The following is a 14,003-nucleotide window of genomic DNA, read 5'->3' as shown; positions in this document are numbered from 1 at the left end:
TTTATTCCTCCTATATAGCCCTTGCCATTTTTTCATTTCGTATTCTATATACCTCGCCAAGTATTCTAGATACAACATGAAATAGTTTCTCAGGTATATACTGTCCTAGCTCAACATTATAGTATAACTCACGGGCTAAAGGTTTATTCTCTACTATTTGTACATCATTTTCCTTAGCTATTTCTTTTATTCTTAAAGCTATATGATCAGCTCCCTTAGCTGTTACTATAGGGGCATAGTCGCCATTTTCATATTTCAAAGCAACCGCAAAGTGAGTAGGGTTTGTAATAACTACATCTGCTTCAGGTACCGATTTAAGCATTGTTCTGCTTACAATCTTTCTAGCCATCTCCTGAAGCTGACTTTTTACCAAAGGATCCCCTTCCATCTCTTTAAACTCTTCTTTCATCTCATGCTTTGTCATTTTCAAACTATTAATATACTGTCTTTTTTGGAAAAAATAGTCGAAAGCAGAAACTATTATCATAAATATAATTACTTTAGCCAGCATTTCTAAAACTATAAAGAAAAATAAATTCATAGACTGACTCAACCCCATACTTACCATATTGAATAATTCAGAACGTTTTCCATATATAGTAGTAAAGGTAAGAAATGATATTACTATCATTTTAAAAAGTATTTTTGCCAAGTTCATTAAGTTCTGAGATGATATAAATACTCTTTCTTTAAAGTTTGACCAAGTAGGTGCTATTCTTTTAAAATTAGGCTTTAATTTTTTTGTAGTGAATAAGAACTGAGTCTGAGCTAAATTAACACCAACACCAACTACCAAAGCAACAGCCATGATTATACCAGCAGTTTTTGCTATAAGAACAAATATTTCTAGAAGCATATCTGTATATGCTGCATTATTTATTGAAGCATCAGCATTAGAAATCTTATTCATTATACTAATGAAGAACTGTACAACTGTATGAGTAAAATATGTAGTTAAAAGAGCTATTACGGCTATTGAAACCGCTAAAACAAGAGTCTGATTTATTTCTGCTGAGTTAACTACGCGTCCTTCTTCCTCTCTGGCTTTTCTTTTCTTTCTTTCTGTAGGAAGCTCAGTTCTGCCCTCATCTTCAGGAGAAGCAAATAATGTTAATACATATCCTCTGCCTGTAAGATGCAAGTATTTTCTGTATAACTTAGCTTTGAATATAATAAACAATTCAAATATAGAAGAAAGTATTTTTTTAATCATACCGTTCCTCCAGATAAGAAAGTTATTATATTATTAACATCTGCTATAGTAGTTTCCAATACCTTCATAAAATTAGAAACTAGTACAGGTATCAAAATATAATAAGCAGCTATACCTACAGCTATCTGCATAGGAAAACCAAGCATTAAAATATTCATCTGAGGTGCTGCCTTAGCTAATAGTCCCAAACTTAATGATAATAAAAATAAAGTGAGCATTATAGGCAAAGATAAAGAAAGAGCAATAGAAAATAAAGAACTCATATAATATATCATTCTATCTATAACACCATTAAATGATGAAGTAAATACTGCCTTTGAAGCATCACTCAATACAGGCATAGCTTTAAAACTGTAAAATAAAGTTCTAATAACCCAGCTAGGACCGTCTATGGCTATAAATAACAAAATAACAACTAATGACTGTAATTGACCTAATACAGGTAATGTAACCTGAGATATAGGATCAACAGTTTCTGATATACCAAATCCCATCTGTATTTCAAAGAAATTTGCCATAACTTGATACGCAGCAAATATAATTGCCATTAAAAATCCTATCAATATTCCTATCAAAGCCTCATTTACCAATGTTAAAAAATATTCAACAAAAGTAGGAGCTGCCTGAACATTAATATTAGCAACTAATGGAAATATGGCTGCTGTAGCAATAAAAGCCAAAGCCATTTTTATACTATTAGGAATAACATTAGAAGAAAATAATGGAGCTACCATGAGTATGGCAGCAAATCTTACCATAATGAGCAGGTAAATCTGAAAAAAATTCACAAAATTATCCATTTTTTATTCCTATTATCCCTAACCTATTATAAATATTGATTATCTAGCTATACTAGGAAGTATGCTGAATAATCTAACAGTAAAAGCACTAGTATAATTAAGCATCCAAGAAGCTAGAATATATATTACTGCTAACATAGCTATCATCTTAGGAACAAATGTTAAAGTCTGTTCCTGAATACTTGTAGTAGCCTGAAGTATTGAAATTATCAAACCTACAATAATTGATACCCCCAAAACAGGAGCAGAAAGCAGCATAAATACCCATAAAGTTTCCTGAACCAAAACAATAATCGAAGTATCACTCATAAAATTTCCTTAAAATTTATTAACTATATAAAGTGCCAAATATATTTCTATTTTTATTGAAAACTCTGTACTATCTGAAGTATCAAAAGCTTCCATCCGTCTACCGCAACAAATAAAACTATTTTAAGCGGTAAAGATATCATAATAGGCGGAAGCATTATCATACCCATTGCCATAAGTATGGAAGCAACTACCAAATCTATAACTATAAATGGTATAAATAAATATATTCCCATTTTGAATGCTATTGTAAGCTCATTAATGATAAATGCCGGTATGACGACTATAGTAGGAATTCTATTTAAATCATCAACTGTCTGAATCTCTCTAAGTCTTATATTAGTATTACTGATACTTAAGAACAAATCTAAACTCTTCATACCATTCTCACCGCGTAAAGAGTTAAACATAAACATTCTTATAGGCTGTATGCCTCTGCTGTATAATTCATTAACACCTATAGTACCATTTAAATACGGCTGAAGTGCCTCATTGTTTACCTGTGTCAATGTTGGCATCATTATAAAAAATGTGAGAAATAGTGAAAGCCCCATTATTAATGCTCTAGGCGGCGTCTCTTGTAAAGACAATGCTCTTTGAACAAAACTTAATACTATTGAAACTCTTATAAAACTTGTTGTCATTATTATTATAGATGGAGATAATGACAATATTGTCAAAAGAAATAATATTTGAAGTCCCAAGCTAACCTGCTGAGGTGTCTGAGCTTGGGTAACATTTAATCCTATTGTTGGTATTGGTATTTGGGTATTATCTTGAGCGTAAGCTGCTGCCGGTATAAGTAAACATAATACCAAAAATACCATTAGTAACTTTCGCATATTAAGAACTCCAATTTTACAAATTTTTTCTAATTTTTTTTCTTCTAAAAACGATAATATTTACGGCTTCAATAAAGTTAACATATTATTATAAAATAGTCAAGTATTATGTTAACTAATTTACAACCCATTATAATAAATTTTATCAATCATACAATATTTACAGTATCAATACACTATACAAATTTTTTTATACAGTATAGAACTAAATAAATAACCCCATTATATAACAGTCATAATAAACATTATCAATACAAAAAAAACTCTTTATCCTACCTTCTATAAAAAAACCAAGCGATTTATACAGTTTTAAAGCCCTTTCATTATCAGTTCTAACTGTTAATTCTATCTTTTTCATAGAATTTTCTTTAGCATAATCTAAAGCATAATTAATAAGTCTTTTAGCTATTCCATTACCCCAATACTTTTTTAATACGCTTATACCTAAATTTACTCTATGCTTTACTCTTTTTCTATCAATGCCTCTCAAATTACATATTCCGATAATTTCACAATCCATCTCGCATAAAAACATCTTAGTTGTTATGCTTTTTTGTATATTTTGTAAAAACTCCTCCTCTTTTTTAACATCCAATTCTCTTTCATTAGAATCAGACATCATAAAATTTGTTTCTTCAGACACTTTTACAATATAATTTATAACTTTTTCAGCATCTTCTATATGTGCTTCTCTTATATTACACATGAACACCTGCAATATTAGTTATCGGATTTTATTATGTAAACTATAATATGATAACTTATTTTTTCTTATTTTTCAATTGAATTTTTAGAATTTTATATTATTTTTAATATATATACAAAAATTGTAAAAATATATTTTTTTATAATTAAAATATTATTAATTTTACTAAAAACATTATATTTGGTTATAATAGTTATATATGTATTTTTATTGTGAACTTATTTTACTAAAGGAGAAAAAATAAGTTATTATTTTAATAAACAAAGCAATTATTCATTATTATCAGACTCCTAACACTATTATTGATGGGCTTATGGTTTTCCTAATCATAAGCCCATTGTTTTATTTTAAGTATATAATAATTTTTTATGAAATATATCTTAAATAAATAAAATTAGTTAAGGTATAAAGAAATGAAAAAGAGACTATTATTAATATATGTTTTGATACTAATGAATATGTTGAAAAAAATCAAATTATTAAATATCTTCGAATGTACAGAAATCACTTTATATAAAACCAATAATTCATTTGTATAAAAATCGTCAGTAAATAATTATGATATACAGTTTGAAATAAAATACGGAAAAATAACAATATCTAAAAATGAAATATCAACTTTAATGTCTGGTACTGAAAATGATATGAAAGCTGATTATGATATATTACTTTTTAACTTGCTAAATTAAATATATTTTACTGTTTGTTTTCTATTATGTTATATATAGTATAGCTACAAACGTCATTTGTTGCGCTCTTAAGATATATATATACAAACCCATTACTTTCACTCTATGAAGTCAAATTTCATAGAGTGTTTTTTTATGAAAAATATAGTAAAAAAATATGTTGATTAATTGAATAATTGTTTGTATAATATTATAAACATATATATAGGATAAGTACATTGAAAAAACTATTAAAAAAAATATCAGACAAATATAACAGCATTAATATAGAGCAGTTCAAAAAATTTTATATAGTATCATTGATATTAATATTTTCAGTAATAACTATAATATTTTCTTTTTTAGTTGCTGATATAGTCATGCAGCCTGATGTACAAGCTGTGGAATTATACAAACCTACAATACCAACAAAAATATATGATATAAAAGGCGAAGTAATATCTGAATTTTTTACAGAACAAAGATCATTAGTTGAATATAAAGATTTACCTCCTCAATTAATAGAAGCAATAATATCTATGGAAGATAATAATTTTATGTCCCATTTTGGAATAGATATTATAGGAATATTCAGAGGTACAATAGGAAACATATTAACCGGAAAAAGAGCAAGAGGTGCAAGTACATTAACTCAGCAGGTTGCTAGAAACATAGTATTAAAATCTACAGAAAGAACCATAACAAGAAAATTGAAAGAGATATGGGTTACTTTCCAAATAGAAAAAAGACTTACTAAAGAGGAAATAGTAACTTTATACTTCAATCAAATCTATTTCGGACACTCGGTATACGGAGTTCAGGCAGCAAGCAGATTTTATTTTAATAAAGATGTACAAAATTTAGATTTAGCAGAATGTGCAATGCTTGCTACACTTCCGCCTGCTCCTAATGCATACTCTCCTATTAATAATCCAAATATATCAATAGCAAGACATAAAGTTGTTCTTAACAGAATGGCTGATTTAAAATTTATAACTAGAGATGAAGCTAATAAAGCACATAAAGAATTTTGGGAATCTTATACAGGAAAAATCGGAAGAAGAGGATCAACTGCATATAGTGCCTCAATAGACAGAGCGCCTTATGTTACTGAATATGTTAGAAGACAATTAGTAGATAAATACGGAGAAAAAGCATTAAAAGAAGACGGACTAAAAATATACACTACTATAGATATAGAAAAACAGGAAGCTGCTCAGAAATTATTGACAGAGGCTCTTACAGAGTATAACAATAAATATGAAGGCGGCTCTATGGATATAATTAATCTTTATAATAGTGAAACCATAAACAAAATGAAAATGATTTCTGTATTATTTAATCTTCCTGAAAATACAGCTTATAATAAATTTAATATTGCCGTGAGAGATACTTTAAATAAGTATAGCACTTTACCTTTGGCATTAATATCTGATATATTTGGAATGGAAGAAGTTAATGATATAACTATGGAAGTAATGAAAGCTGATGAGGCAGAACTTTCAAGACAGATTGAAGGAGCTTTGGTTTCAATAGATCCTAGAAACGGATATATTGTTTCAATGGTTGGAGGTTCAGGATTTACGGCAAGAAACCAATTTAATAGGGCTACTCAGGCAAGAAGACAGGCTGGAAGTGCTTTTAAACCTTTTGTATATGCTGCTTCAATGGATGTTACTAATTACAGTCCTTCTACTATTGTAAGCGATGCTCCTATAGGTTTTGTACCTGAAGAAGGTGAAGATGGAGAAGTTTGGATACCTAAAAACTATTCAGGAAATTTCAAAGGAGATGTAAGTTTAAGATATGCATTAGCGGCATCATTAAATATAGCTACTGTTAATGTACTTAACTATGTAGGAATTACAAATGCTATAAGATATGTAGAACCTATATTTAAAGCTGAGCCTGATTCTGATAAATCTAAAAGAATGTTTAATCATGATTTAACATTAGGGCTTGGTACAGGACTATTTACTCCTTTAGAACTTACAACAGGTTTTGCTGAGTTTGCTAATGAAGGTAAAGAAGTTAATCCTATACTTATAAGATATGTTACTGACAGATACGGAATAGTTATGGATAATTTTGAAGAAGAACTTAAAAAAGAGGTAACATTGAGCGGAGGACCTAAGCAGGTTGTAAGCAAAGAAGTTGCGTATATAATAAGCGACATATTAATGGGGGTATTAAGAGGCGGTACTGCTACAAGTGCTATGTACGAAGCTAAATTTACAAGAAGAGGGGCAGGAAAAACAGGTACTTCCAATGATTGGAAAGATGCTTGGTTTGTAGGATATACTCCTGAACTTGCTACAGGTATATGGATTGGATTCGACTCATTTAAATATTCTTTAGGAAATAATCAGGTTGGAGGAAGAGTTGCTGCTCCTATATGGGGTAAATATATGGTTGAGGCATTAAAAGAGGTTAAGCCTACTTGGTATACAAAGCCTGAAAATGTTATAAGTATGCAGGTTTGTGCTATAAGCGGTAAACTTCCGGGTCCTTCATGCTACAGTTTCCAAACAGATTTATTTGTAAAAGATAAAGTACCTACTGAAACTTGTAATGTATGTTCTCATTATTTGGAAGATTCTAATGAACTTGACAATATAATAGATTCATTCCTTAATTATTAAAAAGGTTTATGAATGGATAAAAAATTAATAGAGAATATAGATTCTAAGGTTCTAAGATATAAAAATATACTTGCAATACCTTCTATACATTCGAGGGTTTATTTTGCTTTGGCTGTAAGGGAGGCTTTTGAAAAATTTAAACCGGACATTGTAGCAATAGAACACCCTGCTAATTTTGCAGATTCATTAAGAGAGGCTGTAAGCAGACTTCCTTTTGTAAGTCTTATAATAAGAGAAATTGAAAATGAAGCCGTTTATATACCAATAGATCCGTCTGACTCTATAATAGAGGCTGTTCGTCTTGCTATTGATGAAGAAATACCGTTCTTTCCTATAGATAAAGATATTACTTCAATAAACTCGAATTCTCATTATCTTATGCCTGATGATTATGTTATGAAAAATATAGGACTTGAAAAATTCTATACTGAAGTAAAAAACAATTATATATTTCATAAGGATGAAGCAGATGAAGAGAGAGAAATATTCATGGCTAAAAACATTCATGAACTATCTAAAAAATATAATAAAATACTTCTTGTTATAGGAATGTCGCATTGGGAAAATATCGTATCTATATTGCAAAAATTAGATAATGAAAAATTAGACAGCAAAGCAAAAGAAGAAATAATAAATAAAAAATTTTCAGAAGATGATGAAGAATATATATATTCAGAGCCTAAAATATATAATGTACATAAAGAATCATTAAATAAAATGCTTGGGGAATTCCCATTCACAACTTATATGTATGAACTATATAGAAACGGAGAGCTAGAAAACTTTGATAAAATTAATATTATAGAAACAATATTCAAAGAAGCGAAGATGAGATATAAACTTCCAATCTCATTACTACAGCAAAAAAACATGATGAAGTATTTAAGAAACTTATGTCTCCTTGATAATTATATCATACCGGATTATATAGATATGCTTACAGCAGCAAAATGCATGATAAATAATGATTATGCCCTAGAAGTTATGGAAGGTATGGAATATTATCCGCATTACACTGAAGAAGATGAGAACTACCCTACTATAAAATTAAATAGAGATCCAAGCACTAATGGTATGGAAGGCATGCTAAAAGACAAAAAAATAAAACTTCATAAATATGATAATGTATGGAAAACATCTTTTAAGAAAGTTAATGTTACAACGCGTCCTAGTGAAAAATATGAAGGAGAATGGGAAGATGTTTGGAATAAAAGAACAAACCTTCTCTCACATGTACCTGAAGATATACTAATGGAAAAGCATATGAATATACTTAGGGATAAAATAAGGAATATGCTTACAGAGGATAAAGCAAAAATAGAACCTTTCACGGTAAGCATCAAAGATGGTATTGATATGCGTGAAACTATAAGGAACTATTATAAAAATGAAATATATGTCAAAGAAATTCCAAAAATCAAAGGAAATATTGGACATATGGTTGTAATATTTGATGATGAGCATGATGAGGATTATGATTGGAATATAGTTTGGTACAGCGAAGCACATGATGATAGTGATTTAATACTTTATTCTACAGAACCGGGAAACACTTTAGTTGGTCCAGGAATATCAAAATGCTATTTCGGAGGTTATGCTTCTTTAATGCCGCCTCAGGCTCCGCATGATGTTTGGAGAATATATCCTCAGTTAAAAAAAGAAGGGATAGTTAGAAATTATGCTGACTTACTTTTATACACTGCAATCATATATTCTGTAGACAAATATTTAGGTTATGTTGCTCCTACTCCTCCTTCAAATATATTAAAAGAATTTGCTAAAAAGAATTCTGTTGAAGTAGTTTATGTTCCTCTTACTACTTTTTCAAGTGAAACTTTAAGAAAGTTAAGACATTTCCATGTACTTGGAAACAAAAGACTTAGAAAAATAGCTGATGATTATATAATATAATTCTTATCTCTAAAGGCATACCGTTCTAAATTAGGGGGTGGGTGGGTTGGCAGAATAGATAAAAAATATATTTAAATTAAAATCAATATGATAACAAAAAATTTAAATTAGATTAAATAATATATTATTATTTTTTTGTATGCAGCATTTTAATTGATATTAAATGCTATGAACTTATTATTTACTTATTTACCTATACAGAAATTAGCAAATATTTCATTAATTACTTCTTCAGCATCAACTTTTCCGCTAACATTTCCAAGTATATTATTTAATATATTCATCTCTTCAGCAACTTCATCTAATGAAAAAGATAATTTTGATTTTTCTATACATACCTTAATCTGTTTGAGTCCATTTTCTAAATACCCCCTTTCTCTATTATTCACATAAGTTTCCTTATTAAAAATTTCCATATCAGATTCAGAAACATAATTTTTTAAGGCTGATATCAATTCATCTTTTCCAGATTTTGTTTTTGCACTTATATTGATGATATTATTTGATTCTATTTCTTTATTAAACTTTTTATTTTCATCGCTTTTATTAAGTATATATATAATATTTTTATTTTCCAATGTTTTTAAGAAGTCTATTAAATTAATATCATCTTCATTTGCTATATCGCTTCCGTCAAACACAGCAAGTATAATATCAGATTCATAAGCACATTTTTTTGCCCTTTCAATTCCTTCAAGTTCAATATCATTATCAGCATTTTTATGAAACCCTGCAGTATCCATTAAATAAAAAGGTATATTCTCAATGTAAATATTTTCACTTAAAAAATCTCTTGTAGTACCTGCTATATTTGATACAATAGCTCTTTCTCTATCTAATATCATATTAAATATACTGCTTTTACCAGCATTAACTCTGCCCAATATAGCAACCTTTATACCATTAATAAGATTTTCAACTTTTTTAGAATTAGATAAAATATTTTCTATATCTTTTTTTATAATCTCAAAATTTTCTATTAGCTTATCATAAGAAAAACTTTCAGTATCATCTTCAGGGAAATCCAATTCTCCGTAAACAAGCATAAGAGAATTCTTTATATTTTCTCTAAGTTTATCAATTTCTCTTGTAAGTCTGCCTCTCATTTTGTATATGCTAGCCTCAGCCATAAGTTTATTATTAGAATCTATTAAATCATGTATAGCCTCAGCCTCGCTTATACCTATTCTTCCATTGATATAAGCTCTGTATGTAAACTCTCCCCTATTAGCTGCCCTTGCTCCATTTCTCATCAATACATTCATAATAGAATCTATTACTACAATACTGCCATGAGATATAAATTCTATTGTATCTTCAGATGTGAAAGTATTAGGAGATAAAGAAGATAATACTATAACCTCATCTATGGGAATATTGTTTTCATCTTTTATTAAAGCATAATAACTTTTTCTATGTTCAAAATTATTTATATTCTTATTTTCATTATTAGCATAAAAACATATTTTTGATGCTATTTCTAATGCCATGCTTCCTGACATTCTTATTATAGCTAATGCACTTTTTGAATATGGGGTTGATAATGCCGCTATAGTATCTTTTATATCATATTCATTCATATTTTACTCTTAACTGTTTTCCTGAAGATGAGCCATTTTCTTTTGAAGTTTTTTCTGCTCTTTTAACTCTTTTCTTAATTTTTTCTTTTCTTCTTTTCTTATCTTCTTATTTTCTTTTTCTTCTAATTTTAATGCAGTATATAAATTGCCGTTTTTTATTATATAATCAACACAAAAATCATAATCCTTATGCATTATTTTAAGTTCAGGAATCTGTTTGGCAAATTTTACATAATCGGACTCTTCAAACATTTTTATTATATATTCGCTTTCATTAAATACATTTTCTTTAAATAATTGATTTATTTCGCTGGTAGTCATATCTTCTATATTAAATCTGAATCTTTTTGTAAGATACCTTTTAAATATAAATGTCAATTCAAAATAATACTCTGCATATTTATTTTCATTATAATAAGTATTGCAGTCTATGAGTTTCAAGGCATTCAATGCTTCTGTATCTTCTTTTATATTTATTTTCTCATTGAATTTTCTTTCTATATATTTTACTACAGCAAAAATAAGTATTATTATTCCAATAACAGCAAAAACTATAATCGCAGCAAATATCCATACATACGAAGGCATAGGTATACCAATAGTACCTTTCATAGGAGGCAAAGTCTCTCCGTCAGAAAAAGGATGAACCAATATGGTTATGTCTTCTCCATTAAGTTCTCTATATTCATTATTATAATTATATGAAATCTTAAAAGGATATATAACAAATTGCCCTACATCATAAAAGCCTAATTTATATTTTATGATTCTTTCTTTATATTCTCCATCATCTCTAGTTTTATTTTCAACAGATATAATTCTGCATTTATTATCTCTATCATCAAATGATAAATCTTCAAAATTATATTCTATATTATTTTTAGAAAGTATTCGAACCTCATAATCTATGGTATTTCCAATAACAACATTGACAGATGAAATACTGCTCATAGCATTTATTATAGTATTTTTATCTATTTCCTTAGAACATGATATTAATAAGGTAAATATCATTATAAATAATACAAATAATTTTTTCATGAAATTAAACTAATCCTATATAACCTGTTATTTTCTTCTTGCATTTCTATTTCAAATAAGTAATACGGAGCTTCAAAATAATCTCTAAATTTTCCGCCCCATTCTATCATGGTAACTCCATTCTCTCTAATTTTGTCCTTGAATCCTATATCGTCAAGCTCCTCTTCTTTTTCAAGCCTGTATAAATCAACATGTCTTAAAATACTTTCTTCACCATTTAAAATTATATCATACTCATTTATCAAAGTAAATGACGGACTGCTAACAATATCTGTGCTTTCAAGAAATCTGGATAATACTCTTACAAATGTAGTCTTTCCAAATCCTAGATTTCCCTCCATTATAACAATATCACCATCTTTTAAGATATTTTTAAAAAATTCAGCAATTTTTTCTATACCTTCAAGACTTATATTTTTCTCTTCTTTAATAATTTCTTTTTTCATATTCAACAGTTTAAATTATAAAATAATAATAAAAAATAATATATTATAGAGTATTATTTGTCAAATATTCTTCATCGTCTTTTTTTGAATTACATACCGCAAGCATCTCCATAATAGCAAATACAGATATTAACCTCAATGCAAAATTGCTCATATCAAGTCCAGCAAGCATAAATAAAGTAAATACTATCAATTTAGGACAATAATATCTTGATACCAAAGAACTCATAAAAGATGTAAATAAAGTCATTAAAAACATTATAATTACTACAAGATAAACAGTAAAAGGTAAATACATAACAATACCTAAAGCACCAAAAAATGACACTACAATCAAAAAGAAATAATTACCAAATACTAATATTGCTATTATTGATAATATTACCATCATTATAATAAAAAAGAATGATTTATTAATATTTTTCATAACAACTTTTTTCATAAAAAAAAGTATATAAGCTATCATTAATATTAAAAATGAAAAAGATGATAATTTACTCATATATGATGATATAAAAGTAGATATATAATGAAAAATATCAGTATCTATTATTTTATTTGATGATATTAAAATATAATTAATATTAGATGATGCTAAAGAAATAAGCATAAAAACATATATTCCTCTATCTAATTCCATTATATTATTTGATTTTATTATAGAATGAAAAATTTTAATTGTGAGAATGAATATTGATATAAAATATAATAACTCTATATAATTATAAATATTAATTTCTATAGCATAAAGTCTTAGAGTACCTGATATTATAAACAATATACCAAATACAGCCAAAAAAGGTTCTGAATTAAATATGCAGTTGTAAAATTTATAAAATACTAGAAGAAAAAAAGATATTAATACAATATAATCTAAAATAAATGTAATTAAATATATAAAAGAATTATTATCAATTATTAAAGATCTGAAAAATAAATAGTTAAAAAATACAATAGCAATCAGTAAATATGACCAGAAATTATATGCATCTACAAAAGAAGTATTTTTATTCATTTGAATCATTAACTATTACCCAATTATTATATTGTTATAATAGTAATATTTTTATAGAAAAATTGCAAGAATTTAAAATACATAGTTTCCCTTAGAATCTATTTTAATATTTAATTCTTTTTTAGTTTTTTGGAATATATCATATCCTTTTTTTAAATTTGACCAAAAGTTTATTAAAGATTCATCATAATATTTTTTATAATAATCAAAATTTCTCTCTGTCATTTTAAATGGAAAAATATAAACAGGTATTTTATTTTGTCCATTATCTTTAGCATATAAAGCATATAAATATATTTCTTTTATTTTATCATCAGTCATGGGCATGCATCCTATTGTAACCTCAGCTCCATGAATAAATATATCCCCTCCTAATCTTAAGGCATTACTTTTCTTTTTATCAGATTCATTAGGATAATTAATACCCAAAGAAAGATAGTAGCTGCTTGCAGGATTAAATCTGTCTATATAATAAAAACCCTCTGGAACCTGCAAATCTCCTTCCATTCTCTTAGGACCTAGTATGCCGGATTTTGCTGCTATATTGTATGAGGCTATTTTTTTATACGATGCGTCGGATTTATTTTTTGCATATATCTCTAATATGTCTTCCTGCTTGTATGCTGTTATTAATACATTAAGATTTTTTAATTCTATATTATTATTTTTTAATGTGTTTTTTATAATTTCATCTTTTTCTTTTATTGCTGTTCTTACTCTGCTGTATCTTTTCTGATTATCTAAAAAATCGCCTGCAAATAAAGAAAAATTAATCATATTAAAAATAATAATAAAAATAAAAACTTTTTTCATAATATACTCCCCCAAAG

At 27.5% G+C, this 14,003-nt stretch carries 12 protein-coding genes; 2 read left to right on the top strand and 10 right to left on the bottom strand.

Annotation, left to right across the window (positions count from 1 at the left end):
* Positions 1 to 10 precede the first annotated feature (10 nt).
* From flhB to A966_RS09810, 5 genes are all read right to left on the bottom strand, one after another.
* Positions 11 to 1,213: a flagellar biosynthesis protein FlhB gene (gene flhB / locus A966_RS09830; protein ID WP_008725106.1), complete on the bottom strand. Its 1,203-nt coding sequence runs from the start codon at positions 1,211 to 1,213 to the stop codon at positions 11 to 13.
* Positions 1,210 to 2,013 (bottom strand): flagellar biosynthetic protein FliR, encoded by an 804-nt coding sequence (fliR, locus tag A966_RS09825; RefSeq protein ID WP_008725105.1) that lies wholly within the window; start codon positions 2,011 to 2,013, stop codon positions 1,210 to 1,212. Before fliR ends, flhB begins: the two co-directional genes overlap by 4 nt.
* A 39-nt stretch (positions 2,014 to 2,052) precedes the next feature.
* Positions 2,053 to 2,322: a flagellar biosynthesis protein FliQ gene (gene fliQ, locus A966_RS09820; RefSeq protein ID WP_008725104.1), complete on the bottom strand. Its 270-nt coding sequence runs from the start codon at positions 2,320 to 2,322 to the stop codon at positions 2,053 to 2,055.
* 53 nt (positions 2,323 to 2,375) lie between these two features.
* Positions 2,376 to 3,164, bottom strand: a complete 789-nt coding sequence (gene fliP, locus A966_RS09815; RefSeq protein WP_008725103.1) for a flagellar type III secretion system pore protein FliP — start codon at positions 3,162 to 3,164, stop codon at positions 2,376 to 2,378.
* 205 nt (positions 3,165 to 3,369) lie between these two features.
* A complete protein-coding gene (locus A966_RS09810; RefSeq protein WP_008725102.1) occupies positions 3,370 to 3,870 on the bottom strand; it encodes a GNAT family N-acetyltransferase in 501 nt (166 codons plus the stop codon).
* 907 nt (positions 3,871 to 4,777) lie between these two features.
* Between A966_RS09810 and A966_RS09805 the strand changes: the two genes are divergently transcribed.
* On the top strand, positions 4,778 to 7,180 hold the full coding sequence (locus tag A966_RS09805; RefSeq protein WP_008725100.1) for a penicillin-binding protein 1A: 2,403 nt from the start codon (positions 4,778 to 4,780) through the stop codon (positions 7,178 to 7,180).
* A 12-nt stretch (positions 7,181 to 7,192) separates the two neighbouring features.
* The gene (locus tag A966_RS09800) at positions 7,193 to 9,091 is read left to right on the top strand and encodes a TraB/GumN family protein (protein WP_008725099.1); all 1,899 of its coding nucleotides are present in this window, start codon (positions 7,193 to 7,195) and stop codon (positions 9,089 to 9,091) included.
* A 185-nt stretch (positions 9,092 to 9,276) separates the two neighbouring features.
* Here A966_RS09800 and mnmE read toward each other — a convergent pair whose 3' ends face one another.
* From mnmE to A966_RS09775, 5 genes are all read right to left on the bottom strand, one after another.
* Complete coding sequence (mnmE, locus tag A966_RS09795) at positions 9,277 to 10,671, bottom strand: tRNA uridine-5-carboxymethylaminomethyl(34) synthesis GTPase MnmE (RefSeq protein WP_008725097.1); 1,395 nt, start codon at positions 10,669 to 10,671, stop codon at positions 9,277 to 9,279.
* 9 nt (positions 10,672 to 10,680) lie between these two features.
* A complete protein-coding gene (locus A966_RS09790; protein WP_008725095.1) occupies positions 10,681 to 11,712 on the bottom strand; it encodes a hypothetical protein in 1,032 nt (343 codons plus the stop codon).
* Complete coding sequence (tsaE, locus tag A966_RS09785) at positions 11,709 to 12,158, bottom strand: tRNA (adenosine(37)-N6)-threonylcarbamoyltransferase complex ATPase subunit type 1 TsaE (protein ID WP_008725093.1); 450 nt, start codon at positions 12,156 to 12,158, stop codon at positions 11,709 to 11,711. Before tsaE ends, A966_RS09790 begins: the two co-directional genes overlap by 4 nt.
* 43 nt (positions 12,159 to 12,201) lie before the next feature.
* Entirely contained in the window at positions 12,202 to 13,182 is a 981-nt protein-coding gene (locus tag A966_RS09780) for a WESB_1763 family membrane protein (RefSeq protein ID WP_008725092.1), read from the bottom strand.
* A gap of 63 nt (positions 13,183 to 13,245) precedes the next feature.
* Entirely contained in the window at positions 13,246 to 13,986 is a 741-nt protein-coding gene (locus A966_RS09775; protein ID WP_008725090.1) for a L,D-transpeptidase family protein, read from the bottom strand.
* Between the last annotated feature and the right edge of the window lie 17 nt (positions 13,987 to 14,003).

Origin of the sequence: Brachyspira hampsonii 30446 (assembly GCF_000316195.1) — a bacterium.
GTDB lineage: Bacteria > Spirochaetota > Brachyspiria > Brachyspirales > Brachyspiraceae > Brachyspira > Brachyspira hampsonii_C.
Note: the sequence above shows the minus strand (reverse complement) of the source record. Positions and strands in the feature narration are given on the sequence as shown.

What these genes read in the sequence shown, in the direction of transcription:
- fliR (WP_008725105.1), bottom strand. Translation starts at nt 2,013, where the DNA reads ATGGATAATTTTGTGAATTTTTTTCAGATTTACCTGCTCATTATGGTA.
- fliQ (WP_008725104.1), bottom strand. Translation starts at nt 2,322, where the DNA reads ATGAGTGATACTTCGATTATTGTTTTGGTTCAGGAAACTTTATGGGTA.
- A966_RS09780 (WP_008725092.1), bottom strand. Translation starts at nt 13,182, where the DNA reads ATGATTCAAATGAATAAAAATACTTCTTTTGTAGATGCATATAATTTC.
- tsaE (WP_008725093.1), bottom strand. Translation starts at nt 12,158, where the DNA reads ATGAAAAAAGAAATTATTAAAGAAGAGAAAAATATAAGTCTTGAAGGT.
- mnmE (WP_008725097.1), bottom strand. Translation starts at nt 10,671, where the DNA reads ATGAATGAATATGATATAAAAGATACTATAGCGGCATTATCAACCCCA.
- A966_RS09775 (WP_008725090.1), bottom strand. Translation starts at nt 13,986, where the DNA reads ATGAAAAAAGTTTTTATTTTTATTATTATTTTTAATATGATTAATTTT.
- flhB (WP_008725106.1), bottom strand. Translation starts at nt 1,213, where the DNA reads ATGATTAAAAAAATACTTTCTTCTATATTTGAATTGTTTATTATATTC.
- A966_RS09790 (WP_008725095.1), bottom strand. Translation starts at nt 11,712, where the DNA reads ATGAAAAAATTATTTGTATTATTTATAATGATATTTACCTTATTAATA.
- fliP (WP_008725103.1), bottom strand. Translation starts at nt 3,164, where the DNA reads ATGCGAAAGTTACTAATGGTATTTTTGGTATTATGTTTACTTATACCG.
- A966_RS09810 (WP_008725102.1), bottom strand. Translation starts at nt 3,870, where the DNA reads ATGTGTAATATAAGAGAAGCACATATAGAAGATGCTGAAAAAGTTATA.
- A966_RS09800 (WP_008725099.1), top strand. Translation starts at nt 7,193, where the DNA reads ATGGATAAAAAATTAATAGAGAATATAGATTCTAAGGTTCTAAGATAT.